The organism is Gottfriedia luciferensis (genome assembly GCF_002156865.1).
GTDB classification, from domain to species: Bacteria; Bacillota; Bacilli; order Bacillales; family Bacillaceae_G; genus Gottfriedia; species Gottfriedia luciferensis.
The window spans coordinates 1-20,662 of record NZ_NCTA01000048.1; the positions used below are offsets into that span (position 1 = coordinate 1).

At 32.1% G+C, this 20,662-nt stretch carries 20 protein-coding genes; 12 read left to right on the forward strand and 8 right to left on the reverse strand.

What is annotated here, in order from left to right; genetic code table 11:
- Nucleotides 1–298 precede the first annotated feature (298 nt).
- On the reverse strand, nucleotides 299–565 hold the full coding sequence (locus B7R67_RS19345; RefSeq protein WP_088072626.1) for a CD3324 family protein: 267 nt from the start codon (nucleotides 563–565) through the stop codon (nucleotides 299–301).
- 625 nt (nucleotides 566–1,190) lie between these two features.
- Here B7R67_RS19345 and B7R67_RS19350 point away from each other — a divergent pair.
- Nucleotides 1,191–1,523: a hypothetical protein gene (locus tag B7R67_RS19350; RefSeq protein WP_088072627.1), complete on the forward strand. Its 333-nt coding sequence runs from the start codon at nucleotides 1,191–1,193 to the stop codon at nucleotides 1,521–1,523.
- Between the two features lie 180 nt (nucleotides 1,524–1,703).
- Here the strand turns inward: B7R67_RS19350 and B7R67_RS19355 are convergent, their stop codons facing one another.
- Nucleotides 1,704–2,606 carry a LysR family transcriptional regulator gene (locus B7R67_RS19355; RefSeq protein ID WP_088072628.1) on the reverse strand — a complete coding sequence of 301 codons (903 nt, stop codon included), beginning with the start codon at nucleotides 2,604–2,606 and terminating at the stop codon, nucleotides 1,704–1,706.
- Nucleotides 2,607–3,213: 607 nt separating this feature from the next.
- Between B7R67_RS19355 and B7R67_RS22790 the strand changes: the two genes are divergently transcribed.
- Complete coding sequence (locus B7R67_RS22790; RefSeq protein WP_088072629.1) at nucleotides 3,214–3,897, forward strand: response regulator transcription factor; 684 nt, start codon at nucleotides 3,214–3,216, stop codon at nucleotides 3,895–3,897.
- Between the two features lie 117 nt (nucleotides 3,898–4,014).
- Here the strand turns inward: B7R67_RS22790 and B7R67_RS19365 are convergent, their stop codons facing one another.
- Entirely contained in the window at nucleotides 4,015–4,779 is a 765-nt protein-coding gene (locus tag B7R67_RS19365; RefSeq protein WP_088072630.1) for a DUF2935 domain-containing protein, read from the reverse strand.
- 217 nt (nucleotides 4,780–4,996) lie between these two features.
- Between B7R67_RS19365 and anmK the strand changes: the two genes are divergently transcribed.
- The 9 genes from anmK to B7R67_RS19410 all read left to right on the forward strand — a co-directional run bounded on the left by anmK (nucleotide 4,997) and on the right by B7R67_RS19410 (nucleotide 13,121).
- Nucleotides 4,997–6,148, forward strand: a complete 1,152-nt coding sequence (gene anmK, locus B7R67_RS19370) for an anhydro-N-acetylmuramic acid kinase AnmK (protein ID WP_142289594.1) — start codon at nucleotides 4,997–4,999, stop codon at nucleotides 6,146–6,148.
- Between the two features lie 33 nt (nucleotides 6,149–6,181).
- Nucleotides 6,182–7,276, forward strand: a complete 1,095-nt coding sequence (locus B7R67_RS19375) for a DUF871 domain-containing protein (protein WP_088072631.1) — start codon at nucleotides 6,182–6,184, stop codon at nucleotides 7,274–7,276.
- Nucleotides 7,277–7,456: 180 nt separating this feature from the next.
- On the forward strand, nucleotides 7,457–7,765 hold the full coding sequence (locus tag B7R67_RS19380) for a PTS sugar transporter subunit IIB (protein WP_088072632.1): 309 nt from the start codon (nucleotides 7,457–7,459) through the stop codon (nucleotides 7,763–7,765).
- 35 nt (nucleotides 7,766–7,800) lie between these two features.
- Complete coding sequence (locus B7R67_RS19385) at nucleotides 7,801–9,090, forward strand: PTS sugar transporter subunit IIC (protein ID WP_088072633.1); 1,290 nt, start codon at nucleotides 7,801–7,803, stop codon at nucleotides 9,088–9,090.
- 70 nt (nucleotides 9,091–9,160) lie between these two features.
- Nucleotides 9,161–9,448 carry a hypothetical protein gene (locus B7R67_RS19390; RefSeq protein WP_088072634.1) on the forward strand — a complete coding sequence of 96 codons (288 nt, stop codon included), beginning with the start codon at nucleotides 9,161–9,163 and terminating at the stop codon, nucleotides 9,446–9,448.
- 42 nt (nucleotides 9,449–9,490) lie between these two features.
- Nucleotides 9,491–10,828: a 6-phospho-beta-glucosidase gene (locus tag B7R67_RS19395; RefSeq protein ID WP_088072635.1), complete on the forward strand. Its 1,338-nt coding sequence runs from the start codon at nucleotides 9,491–9,493 to the stop codon at nucleotides 10,826–10,828.
- Nucleotides 10,829–10,840: 12 nt separating this feature from the next.
- Entirely contained in the window at nucleotides 10,841–11,158 is a 318-nt protein-coding gene (locus B7R67_RS19400) for a PTS lactose/cellobiose transporter subunit IIA (RefSeq protein ID WP_088072636.1), read from the forward strand.
- 22 nt (nucleotides 11,159–11,180) lie between these two features.
- Nucleotides 11,181–12,080 carry a BadF/BadG/BcrA/BcrD ATPase family protein gene (locus tag B7R67_RS19405; RefSeq protein ID WP_088072637.1) on the forward strand — a complete coding sequence of 300 codons (900 nt, stop codon included), beginning with the start codon at nucleotides 11,181–11,183 and terminating at the stop codon, nucleotides 12,078–12,080.
- A gap of 183 nt (nucleotides 12,081–12,263) precedes the next feature.
- Nucleotides 12,264–13,121 (forward strand): MurR/RpiR family transcriptional regulator, encoded by an 858-nt coding sequence (locus B7R67_RS19410; RefSeq protein WP_208615674.1) that lies wholly within the window; start codon nucleotides 12,264–12,266, stop codon nucleotides 13,119–13,121.
- 181 nt (nucleotides 13,122–13,302) lie between these two features.
- On the opposite strand, the gene B7R67_RS19415 is transcribed toward B7R67_RS19410, so the two are convergent.
- The 3 genes from B7R67_RS19415 to B7R67_RS19425 form a co-directional block, all read right to left on the reverse strand.
- Nucleotides 13,303–14,637, reverse strand: a complete 1,335-nt coding sequence (locus tag B7R67_RS19415) for a (Fe-S)-binding protein (RefSeq protein WP_088072638.1) — start codon at nucleotides 14,635–14,637, stop codon at nucleotides 13,303–13,305.
- Nucleotides 14,634–16,046: a glycolate oxidase subunit GlcD gene (gene glcD / locus B7R67_RS19420; RefSeq protein ID WP_088072639.1), complete on the reverse strand. Its 1,413-nt coding sequence runs from the start codon at nucleotides 16,044–16,046 to the stop codon at nucleotides 14,634–14,636. The genes B7R67_RS19415 and glcD overlap by 4 nt, the downstream gene beginning before the upstream one ends.
- A gap of 88 nt (nucleotides 16,047–16,134) precedes the next feature.
- Nucleotides 16,135–17,247: a CdaR family transcriptional regulator gene (locus B7R67_RS19425; protein WP_088072640.1), complete on the reverse strand. Its 1,113-nt coding sequence runs from the start codon at nucleotides 17,245–17,247 to the stop codon at nucleotides 16,135–16,137.
- Nucleotides 17,248–17,455: 208 nt separating this feature from the next.
- Between B7R67_RS19425 and truA the strand changes: the two genes are divergently transcribed.
- On the forward strand, nucleotides 17,456–18,193 hold the full coding sequence (gene truA / locus B7R67_RS19430) for a tRNA pseudouridine(38-40) synthase TruA (RefSeq protein ID WP_088072641.1): 738 nt from the start codon (nucleotides 17,456–17,458) through the stop codon (nucleotides 18,191–18,193).
- Between the two features lie 33 nt (nucleotides 18,194–18,226).
- Here truA and B7R67_RS19435 read toward each other — a convergent pair whose 3' ends face one another.
- On the reverse strand, nucleotides 18,227–19,438 hold the full coding sequence (locus B7R67_RS19435) for an MFS transporter (RefSeq protein ID WP_088072642.1): 1,212 nt from the start codon (nucleotides 19,436–19,438) through the stop codon (nucleotides 18,227–18,229).
- A 150-nt stretch (nucleotides 19,439–19,588) separates the two neighbouring features.
- A complete protein-coding gene (locus B7R67_RS19440) occupies nucleotides 19,589–20,011 on the reverse strand; it encodes a VOC family protein (RefSeq protein ID WP_088072643.1) in 423 nt (140 codons plus the stop codon).
- Between the last annotated feature and the right edge of the window lie 651 nt (nucleotides 20,012–20,662).

Here is a 20,662-nt window from a genome sequence, read left to right on the forward strand (position 1 = left end):
AGCCTTTCCGCATTTCCCATAGGAGTCGAGCATCCTTTCGTTCCAATCAACTCATTCATCATTTTAAGTATTCATTAAGAAACTATTAAATATTAATCAGTTTGAATTCTTTTTTCTAAAAATTAGTATTTAATATTTTAACTAATGAAAAAAATGCTCAAAACAGATTAACATTTCATTTATAAATAGATGATCAAAAATGCTAACTTTATTTTTAAAAATGTTCACTTAAAGCCCTTTTTTATATTGAACGATTATATTTCAACACTCTGAAAAAAACCACTATTTAAAGTGGTTTTTATTTATTAGTATATACAATTTTTTTAATTGTCTCTATTGAGAGAAAGTATTCAGTAGCTAATTGTTCTATCGAACGATCATTTCTAAAAGCTTCTTTAATCGCTTTATTTCGTTCAGCAATTAGCCTTCTCGTACCTGATTTAGAACCCCATTTTTTATGGCTATTTTCAGGTTTTGGAATATAAATTGTTTCTCCCTGAACATATTTTTGAATTTCCGATAATAACTTTTCAGGTAAAATAGCATTTGCTTTAAGATATGCCATCTTCGCCAGCCCCTTATTCTTATTTTGTAAAATAAGGTGCAAAGCCATTGAATCAGAATTGCTCACTTGGGCGACTTTTTATTAAAATCTTCCCATACAAAGTATCGCCGTTCTAAAACTAGGCTTTGCATGGGGCGCTGATTTATCTGACAAATATGCATCATTTGTCATTAAAAATCACCTCCTAAAAATGGATTAATAACTTTTTATTTAATTTCCTTATTATATGTTATTTTTACTTAGAGCGCATTGTTCTATTATAAATAAGATTTAAAAAAATAGTAACCTTCCTAATGAGTAACGGGTTCTCTTTAGGGAGACAAAATAGGTAAATCGTATACGAAATCAAACACCTACTCACAATTTGCGAGTAGGTGTTTTTTATTAATATAAAGCCATTTATTTAAACTTTTCGATAAAACCCGCACCCATTTTAGCATAAAAATAACACTGTACAATAGTTATTGTACACTACATTCTTAGTGCGATTTTTAGTGCTAAGAATTATACTAAAAGTGTGGATATTTTTAGGGATAACATACAAATAATTTTAAATTAAGGATATTTTGTATTTCCGATAAAAGAATAAATGGTAAACTTTAGTTTCCTCGAAAGAGTGATGGACTTGAAAATGATTATTAAATTTATTATTTTTCTCAGTTTGCTTTTTGGCATTTATGCAGTCTATCTATATTTCCACGATAAATCGCTACCGAATTACCAAATTAATGACAATGGTCATACGGAAGTAATCAATGGAGAAGAATGTTTTGTTTATTACGCTTATTATAATCAACATACTTATAAGTCTTTTTGTTCAAATGATGATTACGATTTAGGACATGAAATCGGAAAAGCCGATAAACAAATGGTTTACTCTATTAAGGGGAATAAAGATATGATTGCAATTCAAGGAATATTTATGTCTGTTCCGACATACTTTAAAAAAATTAAATGAAATAAAAAGAGCTTGGATTTTAAAACTCCAAGCTCTTTTTGATGTCGATTAGATTGCTGAAATGTCTATTGATTCGTTACCCATTATTGCTATTTTATGATGTAATCAGTGCTATTTTAGTTGCTTTTTCTAACTTTTGTCCCCAAAAAGGGAACCCGTTACCTAATGAGATGGTTACTATTATTTATCCAATTGAAATGATACGTGCTTAATAATTTCATTTGAGGTACTTGATAATCCTTTTTCATGAGAATAAATAGCCCAAATATCCTGGTAGATGTATTCCACCTCGTCAGAATAACTAATTGGAATAACTTTTAACCTATTATTATCAAATGTAGGATAGTTCTTTAATGTAAATTCATGAATAAATGAAAATGCAGTACTTTCTTTAACAATATTTAGTAATAGTCTCGGGTTATTCGTAGTTAAAATTACATGATTATTTATGTTTTTTGCGAATTTTTTAACGATACTATTTCTAGTGTTTTTTAATAAAACGATCTTTTCGTTATTTAAATCAGCAGGTGTTACATAATCATAATTATATAGTTTAGAATTCTTTCCTACTACAATTCCGATTCGCGCTTTATGGATTAACTTCTTACCCAGCTTTGGAAGTTTATCCAATTCATCTTTTTCTGCTGGAAGGAATCCAACATCATAATGATCGGGATTAAAATTTTTTAGCAGCTGGTCTGGAAATAATTCCTCGACATCAATTGAAATTTGTTCATTTTCGATATTAAAATTTGTCACTGCTTCTTGGAAGATATCAAAAAAAGCAGGTGCCGCAACAATTCTTAAATGAGATTCTTTTTGTATTTTCAAGCTATTTAGCTCATCATTTAAGTGTTTAATATTCGCTAATATCTTAATTGCTTTCGTGATAACGATATTTCCTTCAAGTGTTGGGGTAGTTCCTGATCTTGAACGGTTAAATATTGTTATATTCAGTTCTTTTTCTAATTGCGATATAGATTGACTTATGGCTGATGTAGAGATAAATAACTTTTCGGCAGCTTTGGATATTGATTTTTCACTTGCAACATATACAATATACTCTAACTGTTCAAAATTCATTTTATGCTCCTAATTATTAAAAAAAATTCTATTCTATACTTATACTTTTTAGTTCGTGGTCTATGTAGGAAACATCTAATAAGAACATCCATTAATTTGAAATGAGCTAATTATGCGGAGTTAGTATATTTTTTATTACTGGGGAAATGCAAGATAAAGAAAACATTTTTAATATTACACTTTTTTTTATTAAAAATCTTGTGAAAATATAAATTTGTACTATTAAAATAATTCATAACTTTTTAGGTATATTAATTGTGTGTAATAGAAGTGGAGAGAGAAAAGATAAGTTAAGTGGAAATAGAATGAAATAATTATATTAAAATAGAATTTGAGAGTTTGGCAAATTACCAATCATTTATAAGTGTTAGTAAAGCAAGACCAATTAAGAATTTTAATTCTAAAATGCATCTCATTCTACTGACCCTCAATCTGCATTCTATTTTTTCTTCCTCTTATAATTTTTTTCAAGAACTTAATTTTGTTTTAAGAAATACTTAACTTATATTTCAAAAATTTTAAATTTATTAAATTCGCTGAAATATGTACAATACTAATATTGTTTAAAAAATAAATATTATGCAAATTTAAGTCGGGGGTGGCAGTAGTGTTAGCTAAGTTAGTTCGCAATCATCCAAGAAAAAATAATACTGTTATTTTTGTTGAAAATTCGCTTTTTGTATCAGGTATTAGTACCATTTTAGAATTTAATCAGATGAAAGCTATTAAATTCAATATACATGAAACTCGTTATTTTCAAGATATTATTAGTTCAATTTTAATTACGCAAGTTTCAAGTGAAGAGATGGAAGAATATGCTAAAAACCTAATGCTACTTGATCATTCAACAAATATTATCATCATTAAGAACTCTTTAGATTTTTATGAAATCGATCGACTGTTGCATGTAGGTGTGAAGGGGATTTGTTTGACAGATGTTAACGAAGAATATTTAATAAATACTGTTAAACAGGTTCGAAATGGACATTACATGATCGATCATCGTTTTACGAATGAAATGATAAAAGAATATAAGGAGCTTAAAAATAAGTCCAATCAGTTCATGCCACCTGATGATTCTTATTTGAAAGAATTACTTACGAGAAGAGAATTGGAAATATTACATCTTTTAGTTAAAGGGTATTCAAATATACAAATTGGTACAGAATTATTTATTTCAAATAAAACAGTCAAAAATCATGTTGCCAATTTATTAATGAAGTTAGAGGTTCAAGATCGTCTAAATGCTGTAATTAAAGTTGTTAAAAATAATTGGATTTCAATTAAATAGTAAATAATCATAAATATGCACCTTATTTAACATGTCGACAATGGTAGTGTTTACACGTTAAATGAGGTGCTATCTTTTTAGGAACATATTCTATTCTTCTAAACAAATAATCTGTTTTTAAGTATTACTAGCAGCGGATTCCTCTAATTTCTTAAGAAAATACATTTCTTCTCTATACATATGATCAGCCATTAAAGCAGAAAAATTACTTAGCATTTGACTCGAGATATCTAGTTCTTCAATTTCTTTGAGAAATATTTGAAATAACTGAATTTCTAATTTTACATCTTTATTCATTCTTTTTAATGCAGGGAATGAATTAAGTTTCGTACGTAAATATCCAGTTAATTCTACTGCCTTTAAATAGAAGTGCTCGAAATGTTTAATAAATTCGTGACTTTTCTTTTTTAGCATATTTTCAGTCGCATCGAGATTATCAGCAATGGCTCCAGCGTGACCTGCTGCATCAAGTACCCATAGTAAATGATGATGCAGTTCATGAAAGATCGGTGGAGCTTGGTTTTGTTTTAAATAGGAAAGTACTAAAAGATATTCTTCTAATTCATTTACCATATGATTTAAAAAAGTAGGGGTTAAGTAGATCGTAAAATTAGCGTCTGTAATGTGTTTCGTTAATAACGATAATTTAAATTCACGAAGCGCTAAGGCATTTTTTTCTGCACTCATTGTAATTTCATTAATATTTACTCCATTATTTAAGGAATTAAGCAGCTCGTTGAAAGAGTTGAAAAATGATGTAGCAATCCTAATTTCTTCTTCCTGTTTAGAAGGTAAAGCATCTAAAATAAATTGCGAATGATCCCTTAGTACATGCAACCAAAATGAATGTTCATAATTAGCAGTTTGTACAAAATCTGGCATAGTATCCCCCCTGTTAAGTCTACAAAGTAATTATATTAATGAGGATCGTAGATTATTAACTTTTGAGACATAATAGCAGTAATTAATAGGGGGGCTTCCTAACTCCTTAGTCCTATCTTTGCTAAAATCTTGTTCTAAAGTTCAGACTCTTAACCTTTTACATAAATGAATTTCTGTTTTAATGTAATAGTTATAAATCTTAAAAGGAGTGAGAATATTGGGATATGCAGTTGGGTTAATGTCTGGTACATCTTTAGACGGTATTGATGTGGCTTTAGTTGATTTAATTGGTTGTGGTAGTGAAACAGAAGTTAAATTGATTGATTTTATGACAATTCCAATTGAGGAAAGTTTATTAAAGGAAATTCAAGATGCGATATCACTCGTTTCTTCAAATGCTCAACATTTATGTAGCTTAAATTTTAAACTTGGTTACGCATTTGCAGATGCAGTCAAACAAATTTGTCATAAAAACCAACTTCCATTAAATCAAATTGAATTTATTGGGTCTCATGGACAAACAATCTATCATCAACCTGAAGCTGAAGGAAATTTCATTCAGTCTACATTACAATTAGGAGAACCAGCAGTTATTGCCTATGAAACGAATACAAAAGTTGTTTCTAATTTCCGAGTAATGGATATGGCAGCAGGAGGGTACGGGGCACCTTTAGTACCATATTCAGAGTTGCTACTTTATAAAAGTAAAACAAAAACACGTTTGCTTCAGAATATAGGTGGTATAGGAAATGTAACAATCGTTCCAAGAAATGCTACAATTGATAATTTAATAGCATTTGATACTGGTCCCGGTAATATGGTTATTGATGAAATTTGTAAGCGTTTTTTCGACTTGCCCTATGATGCAAATGGTGACTTGGCTAGCCAGGGAACTGTAGATGAGAAACTTCTAGACAGATGCATGAGCATGCCTTATATATTAGCACCTATACCTAAAACAACTGGTAGAGAATTATTTGGTAAGCAATTTGTCGATGAGCTATTGAGAGATTTTAGTGATATTTCTCCAATCGATTTCATTACGACAATGACAATGTTTACGGCGAAATCAATTTCCGAAAACTATAAGAATTTTATCTTACCTAACTACTCTATTGATGAAGTAATTGTCAGTGGCGGCGGAAGTCATAATAAAACACTTCTATACATGCTTCAAGAATTATTAGGGGAAAATTTGAAAGTATTAATACAAGAGGATATTGGTTTTTCTTCGGATGCTAAAGAAGCTATTGCATTTGCGATTTTAGCAAATGAAACTTTAAATGGTCTGCCTAGTAACGTTCCTGGAGCAACAAAAGCAGAACGATTAGTAGTCTTGGGGAATATTACACCTGTACCTTATCTTTAGCAGTGATCACATTCATTATTAGGAGGAATACTTGTGAAAAAATTAGGAATCTCAATTTATCCTGAACATTCAACAGTAGAAAAAGATAAAGCATATATTAAATTAGCTCATCAATATGGTTTTAAACGAATCTTTACTTGTTTACTATCTGTAAATGGTGATAAAGAACAAATTTTAAAAGAATTTAAAGAAGTGATCGATTATGCAAATGATTTAGAGATGGAAGTAATCGTTGATATCGCTCCAAGAGTTTTTGGTGCATTAAATATTTCATATAATGATTTATCTTTTTTTGCGAATCTTGGTGCTTATGGAATCCGACTAGATTTAGGTTTTACAGGAAATGAAGAATCGATTATGACGTACAATCCATATGGATTAAAAATTGAAATTAATATGAGTAATGCAACAAAATACTTAGAAAATATATTGGCGTATAGACCAAATAAGTCAAACTTAATCGGATCTCATAATTTTTATCCACATCGTTATGCAGGTTTAAGCTATAAACATTTTGTTAAATGTAGTGAAGAGTTTAAAAAACATAGTATTCGTACGACAGCATTTATTAATTCACAAGCTGCAACATATGGCCCGTGGCCGGTATCAGAAGGACTTTGTACATTAGAAATGCACCGTAATTTATCAGTTGTTACTCAAGCAAAACATTTATTTTACTCTGACTTGGTTGATGATGTGATTATTGCAAATGCCTATGCTTCTGAAGAAGAGCTTCAACAACTATCCAATCTTAATCAGAATGGAAAAGATTTATTTACATTAAATATTAACTTATATGATTCAATTACAGAATTAGAGAGAAGAATCGTACTAGAGGAATTTCATTTCTATCGCGGAGATGTATCTGATTACTTAATTCGTTCAACCCAATCGCGAGTAAAATACAGAGAAGAAGAATTTAAACCAACATATACACCTCAGATCCGTAGAGGGGATATTTTAATAGAAAATGAATTATATGGCCAATACAAAGGTGAATTGCAAATTGCATTACAAGATATGGAAAATTTAGGAAAAACGAATGTAGTTGGACGTATTGTAGAAGAAGAAATCTTCTTATTAGATTATTTAGAGCCGTGGAGTAAATTTCAGTTTAAAATCAATTAAATAATATGTTTTTAAAAAGATGTGAAAATTTTTTTTGCATCTTTTTAAAATTTTATTTCGGTTTTTTGATAATATAATTGAAATTTTATTTCACTGGGAATATAATAAATTCATAGAAAACGTTTTCAATTTTTTGTTTATTTTTTAATTTTAAAACATCTAGAAAAAGGAGGAGTAAAAATGAAAGTATTATTTGTATGTGCAGGTGGAATGTCTAGTGCAATTGTGGTTAACGCTTTAAAAAAAGAGGCCGAAAAAAATGGATTACAAATGGAAGTACAAGCAATTGGAACCCAAGAGTTTGGTGAGGAAGTAAAGAATGGTTGGGATATCGCAATGGTAGCGCCTCAAGTTCGTCATCGATTTGATAGCCTTAAAGCTGAAGCAGATTTAGCAAATGTTCCATGTGAAGTCATACCACCAACAGCTTATACTCCACTTGGGGGATCAAAACTATTAACAATGGTGAAAGAGATTACTAAAAAATAAGATTACTATTCTAAAATGACAAAAGGAGGAGAATTATGAACGGTTTTATTGATTTTATGGAAAATAAACTTTCAGGCCCAATGGCTAAAATTTCTGAGCAAAAACATTTACGTTCAATTCGTGACGGGGTTATTTCTGCACTACCATTTATTATTATTGGATCTTTATTCTTAATTATTGCTTTCCCCCCGTTACCAGAAAAATGGGCGATTTCACTTTGGGCAAAAAAGCATATATTTGAAATTTTAATCCCATATCGTTTAACAATGTATATCATGTCTCTATATATAGCGTATGGTATTGGATATAACTTAGCGAAAAACTACAAAATGGATCCATTATCAGGTGCCCAATTATCGGCTGCTGCATTCTTGTTAACTTTAACACCTCAATTAGTTGATAAAGTAGGAATGGTATTACCGATGGGGAATATGGGAGGACACGGATTATTCGTGGCAATGTGTACATCTATTTTCTCTGTTGAATCATTGAGATTTTTTAAAGAAAAGAAAATTACTATTAAAATGCCAGATTCAGTTCCACCTTCAGTGGCTCGTTCGTTTGAATCATTAATCCCTGTTGCATTTGTTGTTTTCGTATTAACTTTAATAACTGTTGTATTTAAAATTGATTTACATACGCTTGTTGATAAAGCAATTTCACCTTTAGTAAGTGCAGGAGATAGCCTTGGAGGAGTTTTAGTACCAGTATTCTTTATTACGTTTTTCTGGATTTTTGGTATCCATGGGGACTCAATTGTTGGAACGGTGGCAAGACCACTTTGGGAAGTTTATTTAGCTAAAAATGCTGAAGCTGTTGCAGCTGGACAAACAATTCCTCACGTAGCACCTGAAACTTTCTTCCAATGGTTTATTTGGATCGGAGGTTCTGGAGCAACAATCGGACTAGTATTAGCAATGCTATTTTTCTCAAAATCACAATATACAAAAGCAGTTGGTAGGTCAGCAATTATTCCTGGTATTTTTAATATTAACGAACCAGTTATTTTTGGTGCACCGATTGTGTTAAATCCAATATTAATTATTCCGTTCGTATTAACACCGTTTATTACAGCAACATTATCATATTTTGCTACAGTTGCTGGGTTCGTAAATCCTACTTATATCATGGTTCCTTGGACTTTACCTGCACCAATTGGAGCTTATTTATCTACTGGTGGAGACTGGAGAGCGATTGTACTTGTCTTCATTAACGTCGCGATTTCATTCTTTGTTTATTTACCATTTTTTAAAGTTTATGATAATAAGCTTGCACAAGAAGAGAATGTAAACACAGTAACTGATAATGTAGGTGTAACGCTATAAATGAGAAAAGGTTGGGCTGTTTATAAAACAGTTCGACCTTTCTTTATTAAAAATTTAAAGGGTGATCAGATTGAAAGAATCTAGTTGGTTTATCAAATTTAATTATAAGAGTGCCATAATTTTTTTCACCTTCGTAATCATCATCAATATAATACTTTGTCCGCTTTTTCAACAAATAGGGTTTGCCTATCAAACATCATTATTTATTGCAAATAGTATTGCTTGTAGTATCGGATTACCTTTTGTTGTATTGAAGCTTGAAGGGAAATATAAGAATAGTAGACAAGCATTAAAATTTATTTTAATTTCAACAGCAGTTTGTACAATAATGAGTTATTTTCTTTTATTCCCACTTTAAAAAAACGATTGTGTAAGTAAATTTATCGAGAGGTGAGACAACATGAGTAAAGAAGGAATTAAAATTGTAACGATAGGTGGAGGTTCTAGTTATACACCAGAGTTAGTAGAAGGCTTTATTAAAAGATATCATGAGCTTCCAGTTAGAGAATTATGGCTAGTTGATATAGAGGCAGGCAGAGAAAAGTTAGAAATTGTCGGTAATTTAGCTAGACGAATGGTAAAACAAGCAGGAATTCCAATGGAAATTCACTTAACTTTAGATCGAAAATTAGCCTTAAAAGATGCTGATTTTGTTACGACTCAAATGCGAGTAGGTTTACTAGATGCACGAGTGAAAGATGAAAGAATTCCTTTACAATTCGGTATGATTGGTCAAGAAACGAATGGAGCAGGTGGATTATTTAAAGGTTTGAGAACGATCCCAGTATTACTTGAAATCGCAGAAGAAATGCAAAAGCTTTGTCCGGAAGCATGGTTAATTAACTTTACTAATCCTGCAGGTATGGTAACTGAAGCATTGCTACGTTATAGCAATCATAAAAAAGTAATTGGAGTTTGTAATGTACCAATTAATATGACTATGACAATAGCTAAGTTGTTGGAAGTTGAGACTAGCCGTGTACATATCGATTTTGCGGGGTTAAACCATATGGTTTATGGACTTCATGTTTATGTGGATGGAAAAGAAGTGACTGAGCATGTTTTAGAACTATTAGCAAATCCAGAAATACAAATGACGATGAAAAACATTGCACCACTACCATGGCAAAAGGAATTTCTACTGTCTTTAGGAGTACTTCCATGTCCATACCACCGATATTATTACAAAACAAAACATATTCTTGAAGAAGAATTAGAGTCATTTAAAACAGGCACTACACGGGCAGAAGTTGTTAAACAATTAGAAGATGATCTCTTTGAATTATACAAGGATGAGAATTTATCTATAAAGCCTCCACAGCTTGAAAAACGAGGTGGAGCATATTACAGTGACGCTGCTTGTAGTCTAATTACCTCTATTTATAATGATAAAAAAGATATTCAAGTATTGAATGTTCAAAACAATGGTTCGATTCAAGGTATACCAAATGAATCGGCCGTAGAGGTGAATTGTATTGTAACAAAACAAGGACCAATACCAATTTCAGTAGGAGAATTACCACCTCAAATAAACGGGTTAGTCCAGCAAATTAAATCATTTGAACGAGTTGGAGCGGAAGCAGCAGTTATAGGATCATATGAGAAGGCATTATTAGCATTAACGATTAATCCTTTAGTACCAAGTGATGAGGTTGCAAAGGATGTTTTAGATGCATTATTAGATGCTCATAAAGAATATCTACCATTATTTTTTAAGGAAGAATTAGCGATTCACTAAAAAAGGGGGAGTATGAACATGACAAACGAACAAGAAATTTTTGAGATTATTTCACACGGGGGAAATGCGAGATCATTAGCTTATGAGGCATTAGAGGCTGCAGAAAAAAACGATTTTGAAACAGCGGATCGTTTAATTGCAGAATCTTATAAAGAAATTGGAAACGCGCATAAAACTCAGACTACTTTAATTCAAGCTGAACTAAACGGTGAAGCATTTGAAAAATCTCTATTAATGATCCATGCACAGGATCATTTAATGACTGCAATGAGTGAGCAAAAGCTAATTGAGCATATCATTCGCCTACATAAAAAATTAGCTGAAAAATAATTGTTTGTAGGGGGCAACTAAGGTGAAATATATTATAAGTCTTGATGGTGGAGGTACTAAAACGGAGGCTACTGCCTATAGTTTAGAAGGTAAAGTTATTAGCCAAGGTTATTCTAGTTTTAGTAATTTACTAGTCAATGAGAAAGATGGAATTAATCACATAATAGTAGCAATTGAAAACTGCTTACGCCCTTTATCAATAGAGAATTGCTTATTCATCTTTTTAGGGATAGCTGGTATAGGTGGAGTGAAAGATCGAGGACCACTAGAGAAAGCTTTAAACGAGTCATTCCATATTCCATTTAAAATTGTAAATGATGCACAAATTGCACATGCAGCATTACTCAATGGACAAAATGGTGTATTAACAATCGCTGGTACAGGTTCAATTTGTATTGGAATGAATCGGGAGAATATAGTAACTGCTGGAGGGTGGGGACATCTTTTAGGCGATGAAGGAAGTGGATATTGGATTTGTATTGAAATCTTTAAAAAGATTACACAAGAATCTGATGAAGGAATGCCGCTAAGCTATTTGACTAAGAAACTACTAGAAAGATTGGAAATAAAAGAAGTAAATGAACTTAAACAGTATATTTATCATAGTACTAAAGGGGAAATTGCTTCTCACGTTCCTTTCATAGTTGAAATGGCAAATATGGGTGATTTAATGGCAATGGCTGTTTTAGAAGAGGCAGGTCGATTGCTTGCTAAAACAACGATGCAAGCTATAAGAAAGCTAAACCTTCATGAAATTCCACGAGTTGCAATAAAAGGGAGTATTCTACTACGTATACCTGTCGTTCAAAATAAATTTGTTCAATCAATTCGTGAGCACTATCCAGCTGTGAAGTTTTATACAAATGATGTCTCTTCTACTTTTGGGGGATATCTATTAGCCATGAATGAAATAAATAAGTAAATAAGTATAATTGTTGAGGCGACCGGAAGAGAATAATGATTAAGGATAGCGGCTACTAGTGAGTTTTTCACTAGTCAGTCGCTTTTTATTTGAAAAAATATTACTATATTAAATAGATTACTATCAAAAGAAAATTTTTATAATTCTAAATTTACCTAAAAAAGAAAGAGTTGAGTAGATTAAATGAATGCATTAAACGGCGGTTTAATCATGTTGAAAGAAATGCTATATAAACTTCCACCATCTGAAAGAAGAGCAGCTAAATATATAATTGAAAATCCAGAAAAATCTATTCAATATACTGTATTTGAACTTGCAGAAAAAAGCCAAACAAGCAATTCAGCTATTATTAGATTATGCAGATCTTTAGGTTTAAAAGGATTTCAAGAGCTAAAGCTCAGAATTAATGGAGATATCATTACAACAACTGAAGAAGGAGCTAGGGATATTCATTTTGGGGAATCAACTAGTTCGATTATCAAAAAAATGATGAATAATAATATTCAAGCGATTAAAGATACGAGTGATATTATTAATGTTAGTGAATTAGATGAAGCTGTTGAAGCATTGAGAAAAGCCAGAAATATTTATTTTTTTGGTGTTGGTGGTTCAATGGTTGTTGCCTTAGACGCACAACAAAAGTTCTTACGAATAAAAAAATACACATCTGCATTCACTGATTTGCACATGTTGGCTGTACAAATAGCTAACCACGAAGAGAACGATGTATTAGTTGGGATCTCATTTTCAGGAGAAACAGTAGAAGTTCAAAAAGCGCTACAAATAGCAAAGGAAAATGGAGTAAGTACAATTAGTATAACTGGTTTTGGTTCTAACGCAGTTTCAAATTTATCTGATATAAAACTATTTAATTCACCTAACAGAGAAGCTACATTCCGAAGTGGAGCAACTTCTTCAAGGATGGCTCAATTACATGTCATTGATATTTTATTTATGGCTGTAGCCACACAGGAATATGACCAAACAATTCAATATATAGATCAAACAAGGACGGCAATTTCTTCATTAAAAAGTAAATGATTAGGGGCAGGAAGTGCAGGAGAGGTATTATGCGTAGTTTAATGGTCGCTTGAGGTTTGGGTTCTTTACATGAAAAAAACACAAGGATAAGTAGATCCTTGTGTTAGTGTGTAGGTAAAGTTTTTTAATTCGGACTTTGGATTGGTTGAGAACGGTTGTCTTTTGAGGCGCGAGGCCTGAATTAATTTGCTTCGTATTCAGCTGCTTTTAAAAGAAAATCAACAATGTGGACAACTTCTATATGATTTGATTGGTTTTCCCTTTCGACACCTAACTTCATTTGAAGTAAACATCCTGGATTTGCTGTTACAATTGTAGTAGCCTTTGTATTTGTTGCTTGCTTCATCTTGTGATCTAGGATTTGCATCGACATTTCTGATTCGACGATATTATAAATACCAGCCGAACCGCAACAACGATCCGCATCTTTCATTTCACGATAGATCGTATTTTGAATTGATTTTAGCAATGTTCTTGGAGCAGAAGCAGTTTTCATAACATTTCTCAAATGACATGAGTCTTGGTAAGTAATAATTTGCTCGGGTAAACTTAATTTTACTTTTTTATGAAGTTCAACTTCTACTAGAATTTCTGAAATATCTTTTAGTTTATTTTTAAATGAAAGTGCACGATTTTTCCAAATTGGATCATCTTTCAGAAGGTGATCATAATCAATAAGAAAACCACCGCAGCCACCAGCATTTGTAATAATATAATCTACTCCCAGATTTTCGAAGGCTTCGATATTTTTCTTGGCCATTTCTTTGGCAATAGCTTTTTCTCCACTATGACCATGCAGGGCTCCACAGCAAGCCTGATCTTTTGGAATGACAATTTCACAGCCAGCTAGTTGTAGTAGTTTCATAGTGGCATTATTTGTTTCTAAAAACATAGTATCCATTAAACATCCGGAGAAGAAAGCAACTTTACTAACTTTTTCTTTCATTGCGGGCAAATACTCAGGACGTGATTTCATTTGTTTCATCGTCGGTACTTTTGGTAAAACTTTTTCCATTGCAGATAAGTTTTTCGGTATTAGCTTCATAATTCCAGCTTTTCTTGCAACGACTTGAAGGCCTGTTCGTTGATATATGCCTAAAAGACCTACGGCTAATCTCATCCGTTTTTGGTGTGGAAAAAGTTCTTTAAATACAACCTTACGTATAGCTCGTGCTGGAAGAGAGTGCTTCTTATGCTGTGCGATAATATCTCTTGCTTCTTCTAATAAATGACCATATTTCACACCAGAAGGACAAACAGGCTCACATGCACGACAGCCAAGACAAAGCTCAAGTGTACGTTCCACATCTTCATCTGGTTCAATTAATCCATCTGTTACTGCTTTCATTAAAGCGATACGTCCACGAGGTGAATGCGATTCTTTTTGACCAGACTCAATATATGTTGGACAGCTTGGTAAACAAAAGCCGCATCGCATACAGTTTAAGAGCTCGTCTTCGTTCATACGTTCTTTAAATTGTTGACCGATTGCTTGTTGCTCTTGAAGTGTTGTCATTTTGACACCACCATTCTTTTACGGCTATCTTTTGCAAAGACTTTACCTGGGTTCATAATATGATTTGGATCTAGAGCAGCTTTCACAGCAAGCATTGCATTAATACCTTCTTTGCCAAGTTTTAATTCAAGGTAAGGGGCTTTTACGATGCCAACACCGTGTTCACCTGTAATGGTACCACCTAATTCAATTGCTTTTTCAAAAATCTCTGCAAATGCCATTTCTACCCGTTCCATTTCCTCATGATCACGAGCATCTGTTGGGCAGGTAGGGTGAAGATTTCCATCACCAGCATGGCCGAATGTACAAATTCTTACATTATATTTTTCTGCAATATCATTAATTGCATTAACCATTTCAGCGATTTTAGAACGAGGTACTGTTGCATCCTCTAAAATTGTTGTAGGTCTTAATTGGGCAAGAGCTGAAAGAGCAGAGCGTCGAGCTGTACGTAAAGCAACTGCTTCGTCTTCGGATTTTGCTACACTAACTGTAATACAATTTTCTTGCTGACAGATTGACTTTATTAATTCAATATCTCTGTTTACGACTTCTTCAGGACCATCTTGTTCAATTAATAAAACGGCTTTTACATCAGTTGGTAGCCCAATCTGTGCAAAGTTTTCAACAACCTCTAAAGTAGGTTGATCCATGAATTCAAGAGAAGTAGGAATAATTTTATTAGCAATTATTTTAGATACCGTTTTGGCAGCATCCTCTAAGCTATCATATAATGCAAGCATTGTTTTTTTCGTCTCAGGCATTGGAATGAGCTTTAAAGTAGCCTCAGTAATAATACCTAAAGTTCCTTCAGAACCAACAAATAAACGGGTGAAATCATAACCTGCAACATCTTTTGCTAGTTTTCCACCTGTTCGAATAATGTCACCGTTTGCTAATACGATTTCAAGTGCAATAACATAATCACGTGTTACACCGTATTTTAATCCACGTAAACCACCTGAATTTTCATTAATATTTCCACCTATCGTAGAAATTTTCATTGAGCTAGGATCTGGTGGGTAAAATAAACCTTTTTCTTCAATTGTATTGATCATATCAAGAGTAACTACACCTGGTTGAACTGTAATCGTTAAGTTCTCTTCATCAATCTCAAGAATCTTATTTAAATGTTTGAATAAGATAACGATACCTCCATCTGTTGGACAAGTACCACCACATAAATTTGTTCCAGAGCCTCTAGGGACAATCGGAATATTGTGTTCGTTACAGATTTTAACAATTTCGGATACTTCTTTAGTAGAGCGAGGACTAATGACAGCATCCGGAAGAGATTGCAAATTCGGAGTAGCATCATATGAATAGACAAGTCTCTCAACTTTTGAATCATCAAAATTTTCTTTACCAACAATTGCGATAAAACTCTGAGCAATGTCCTTTGTAATCATAAATAAATTCCCCCCACATTATCTTAGTTCAAGTATAAATAGGTACTAGATGAATTTACTATGGAAGAACATACAGAAAAAACACCATTTAACGGTGCTTTTTTGTAGAATCATCTAATAGGTATGTTCCGATATACAATTTAAATAAATCTTGGATGTCTTTAGGGTTCAGTTTTGTCAATTCAGTAATTTTATTGAGGCGATAAAGGAGTGTATTTATATGAATATGTAATGATTGAGCGGTATTTTTAAGAGATTGATTTTGGTTTATATACTCTTTTATCGTAATAAATAAGTCTTCTTCATTTAATATAGGTTCAATTGTTCGCTCTATAAATGTTTTCTTAATCTCTGGTGAAAGTTCCTGCAGAATGATATCAATTGTTAAGTCTAAATCAAAAATAATTGAGCTAGTTTTTAATGCAACTTTTAATGCGCGAACTGCTTGATGATAAGACTTATGTAATTGATCCGGAATGATTTGTTGTCCAACACCAGCGGCAATAGGTGAGTTTAGTCGATTTCTTATAATTTTGTATAGATCATTTATTAGCTGGTAATAATCTTTTCTTGAATCTTCAATGCTCATCAGAACGACAATTCGATTATTTCCCCAACGAACAAATACATCCTGCTTATTTCGATTCGTTAAGTCAATGATTAGTTGTCTTGTATCGATTGGTAGGATATTTTGATTTTCCCATTCAAAAATGATTACTTGTCTTTGCGAATTTAATTCGATATTTAGCATATGAGAACGCTCGTGAAAATTTTCATCCCACTCAACATTCTGAATCCAATCAAAAACAAATGCTTCAAGAGTTCTTTGATGTAAATCAATTTGATCTGTATAGTAGTTTTCTCTAATCAATAATTCTGTCATTCTACGAAGCATTTCTCCAAAAGGTGAAATATGATCTGGATCCCCAGTGATACCAATAACCCCGACTATTTCATTTTGAAAATAGATAGGAAGGTTTATGCCAGCTTTTACACCGCTTAAACGCTTTTCATCTTCAACTGTTATTGTAAAAGTTTTTCTTTCTTTTAGGGAAATTAATGAGCCTTCATGAAAAGTACCGGTTCGTTCTGGATCAGTACTTGCAATAATAATGCCGTCTGTATTGATAATAATGATATCCTCATGTATTAGTTTTCTAACTTCATTTATAATTTTTAAAGCTAACTCATCAAGTACCATGGTATTCTCCAATCACAATAGTTAATACTAGTATAAAGAAAAAATTATATATTACTACTATATAGTCTATAATTAAGGGCAGGAAGAGAGTAAGGGCAGGAAAGGCAGGAAAGGCAGGGAGACGGGGTACTTACCTAATCCTTAATCTTTACCTTTCCCCTCAATCCTGCACTTCCTTAACCCTGCTCTTAATTTAAAGGAGAAAGAAATGAACAATTATAAATTAACGATTCAGTATGATGGTGGCCGTTATAAAGGATGGCAAAGACTAGGTAATGGTGAAAATACCATTCAAGGAAAAATCGAAAGTGTCTTATCAGAAATGGTGGGAAGAGAAATTGAAATTATTGGTAGTAGTAGAACGGATGCAGGAGTACATGCATTTGAACAAATAGCTAATTTTAAGATAAAAGAAAATATTCCAGTATTAGAGATAAGAAATTATCTAAATTGTTATTTACCACAGGATATAAGTATTAAAGAGGTAACGATTGAATCTGATCGTTTCCATGCGAGATATAATTCTAAATCGAAAACTTACATATATAAAATATGGAATGAGGAATTTACGAATCCTTTTATGCGTAAATATAGTATGCATATTGAAGAAAAGCTTGATGTAAATAAGATGAAAGAAGCTGCCAAGTACTTTTTAGGAGAGCATGATTTTACGGCGTTTTCAAATGCGAAATCAAAGAAAAAGACAATGGTTCGAGAAATTTATTCGATAGATTTTGAGAAGAAGGACGGATTTATCCAAATTAGAATAAGCGGAAATGGATTCCTATATAATATGGTGAGAAAAATTGTAGGAACGTTGATTGAAGTTGGAGCTGGTAGATTATTTGCAGATAATATACCGAAAGTGATTGAACTAAAGGATCGAGCGAAAGTAACTAATTTAGCAGAACCAGGTGGATTGTACTTGGAAAAAATAGAGTTTTAATAAAAAAGCATTGGAGTACTTTCCAATGCTTTTTTATTGTTTATCATCGACCTGAATCGTTTTTTCTTTGAATTGAAAGGTAAGGAAGCATCCAATTAATAATAAAACCAATATGAAAAAAACTGAATGATTCCATGTTGATCGCTCACCCTTAATGAATTGCATTGCCCCTATTACAATGACAGCACCTAGATTTCCAGACATTAAAAGTAATCCGGTCGCTTCGCCCGATACTTCTTCACCGACTAATTCTTCTGTGGTTGATAATAGTAATGCAAAAGCAGGTAAAAAAATGAAACCAAGTACGCTACCAATTATAAGTAGTAATACGAAATTTCCTGTTGTACAAAGTGGATAGATTAAAAGAAGAGAGCCGATGATTGTAAATAATAAAAAAGGCTTTCGTTTACCAACTTTATCTGAAAAAAGTGGGATAATGACCGAACCGATAATACCTCCGATTATTAACGAGCCTCCTACAATACCAGCTTGTTCTGAAGTGATTCCATATGGCTTTACTATTTGTTCAAGCCATGAGGTTAGACCATTAAAGACTCCTAAACCTAAAAAGGAAATAATATTTAATAAGATCAGTTGCTTGTTTTTTAATAATTTAAATGTAGTACTAAAACGTGCTGTATTACTTGTTGCTAGTTTTACAATTGAATTTGGGTGACCAATGAAGTAGAAGATGAGTGTAGCAAAGATGGTCAAAATCGCCATTATGGCTAATGTTGTTTGAAACCCATAAACGTCTACAAGAAACGGTGTCCCCGCTAATGCTATTGCCATACCAATGAACATTCCAACTGTACCGATGCCTGTGGCGGTAGCCTGTTTATTTTTTGGAAACAAATCGACTACTAAACTTGATATTGCATTTAAAATATAAGGTTGACCAATTGCAATTCCTATTTGCCCTATTAATAGGAATGAAAAACTTGAATCAATTAATCTAACGCATGAAAAAACTGACATAAATATGCCGCCTACTAATATACTAAATCGGTATCCAATTCGGTCAATTACTTTACCTGAATGAATCGAAAGCAAAATATAGATAAGCGGAAAAACGATTAATAACCAATTAATGTCTGATTCTGTAACAGAATAATGTGATGTTAAATAAGAAATTAAAGGAGCAAAATTTAGCCATAACATTTGACTGATTCCAGCGAGTATGGAAAATGACAATAAAACTGACCAGCTTGATAAAAATGATTTAGAAAATTTAGTAGACTGCATGATCACACTTCCCTACTTATGTTCTGCCATTTAATAGAATATATGTTATATCCAGTGCAAATAACTATTTGTTTATTAAATTGAGTTAAAAAAAGGATATGATACCTTTCAAAGAAAAGGTCTCATATCCTTTATTTGTTAAAATATTAATTAAAATTCACCAGTTCCGTGATTAAACATCCAGTGAATGCCAAATTTGTCAGTTAAACTTCCATACGCTTTACTCCAAAATGTTTCTTGAAGTTCCATTCCTACTTTACCACCATCACTTAACTTATTAAAGACTGATCTAATTTCTTCAAGGTCTTCGCTAATAAAAGATAAATGAACATTATTACCTGGGATAAAAGGAAAACCAGGGAAAGTATCTGAAAACATAACATTGCTACCACTGATGTTTAGTCTTGTATGCATAACTAAATTTTTTGCTTCTTCTGGTAGAGGAAAATCTGGATTTTCAGGCGTTTCTCCAAAAGTCATAATTTTAGGTTTTTCTGTGTTAAATACAGTTGCATAGAACTCAACTGCTTCACGTGTATTTCCATTAAAATTTAAATAAACATCGATTGGCATTTTATTCACTCCTATTTGTTATGTATTCAATACTTTAAGGCCTACAAAACCATTTTATCCAAAAAACGGTAATTTAACAAACAAAGATTAGAAAATTATGTGGAATATTCAGAAATTTTTAAATGAAGAAAAACCGAATCGATAGACTAATAGCTAACTGACTTATTTCCTTGAAACTTATCAATGATCTACTGAGAAATAGGTAGAAACTTGTTGTTAAAATAGGAAAGAACGATTATTTATTTTTTTGATGTTTCCTTATATTTACCTAACTTTGAATTTGCTTCTTAAATGAAATTTAAATTATGATTCTATTTTTCTAAATTAATATTAAATTGTCTCAACATTTTTCTAAATTAACCCGATATCATAAATTTTTTTCGAACTTCCTCGACTAAATGAGTCAAAACTTTCTTTTTTTCTACTCAATTTTATCATTCACGTATTGAATCGAATATGCCAAAAGTCCGTTTGATTAACCCAATATGATTATAGAGAGTATCTATTTAAAATTAATAATGTATTAAATTTTACTCGTAGAACATTAGTATTTCATTGGGCTTTTTTGAATTCAATCTATTAATATTTGGGCTTTGTTAGAAAAAAATGTTGATTTCCGTTCCAGGATGCTCGCTTTCCATGGGGCGTGAG

Coding starts and splice junctions, on each gene's coding strand:
- B7R67_RS19345 (WP_088072626.1), bottom strand. CDS start 565: ATGGCATATCTTAAAGCAAATGCTATTTTACCTGAAAAGTTATTATCG.
- B7R67_RS19355 (WP_088072628.1), bottom strand. CDS start 2,606: ATGAATTTTGAACAGTTAGAGTATATTGTATATGTTGCAAGTGAAAAA.
- B7R67_RS19365 (WP_088072630.1), bottom strand. CDS start 4,779: ATGCCAGATTTTGTACAAACTGCTAATTATGAACATTCATTTTGGTTG.
- B7R67_RS19380 (WP_088072632.1), top strand. CDS start 7,457: ATGAAAGTATTATTTGTATGTGCAGGTGGAATGTCTAGTGCAATTGTG.
- B7R67_RS19385 (WP_088072633.1), top strand. CDS start 7,801: ATGAACGGTTTTATTGATTTTATGGAAAATAAACTTTCAGGCCCAATG.
- B7R67_RS19395 (WP_088072635.1), top strand. CDS start 9,491: ATGAGTAAAGAAGGAATTAAAATTGTAACGATAGGTGGAGGTTCTAGT.
- B7R67_RS19400 (WP_088072636.1), top strand. CDS start 10,841: ATGAACATGACAAACGAACAAGAAATTTTTGAGATTATTTCACACGGG.
- B7R67_RS19410 (WP_208615674.1), top strand. CDS start 12,264: ATGAATGCATTAAACGGCGGTTTAATCATGTTGAAAGAAATGCTATAT.
- B7R67_RS19415 (WP_088072638.1), bottom strand. CDS start 14,637: ATGACAACACTTCAAGAGCAACAAGCAATCGGTCAACAATTTAAAGAA.
- glcD (WP_088072639.1), bottom strand. CDS start 16,046: ATGATTACAAAGGACATTGCTCAGAGTTTTATCGCAATTGTTGGTAAA.
- B7R67_RS19425 (WP_088072640.1), bottom strand. CDS start 17,247: ATGGTACTTGATGAGTTAGCTTTAAAAATTATAAATGAAGTTAGAAAA.
- truA (WP_088072641.1), top strand. CDS start 17,456: ATGAACAATTATAAATTAACGATTCAGTATGATGGTGGCCGTTATAAA.
- B7R67_RS19435 (WP_088072642.1), bottom strand. CDS start 19,438: ATGCAGTCTACTAAATTTTCTAAATCATTTTTATCAAGCTGGTCAGTT.
- B7R67_RS19440 (WP_088072643.1), bottom strand. CDS start 20,011: ATGCCAATCGATGTTTATTTAAATTTTAATGGAAATACACGTGAAGCA.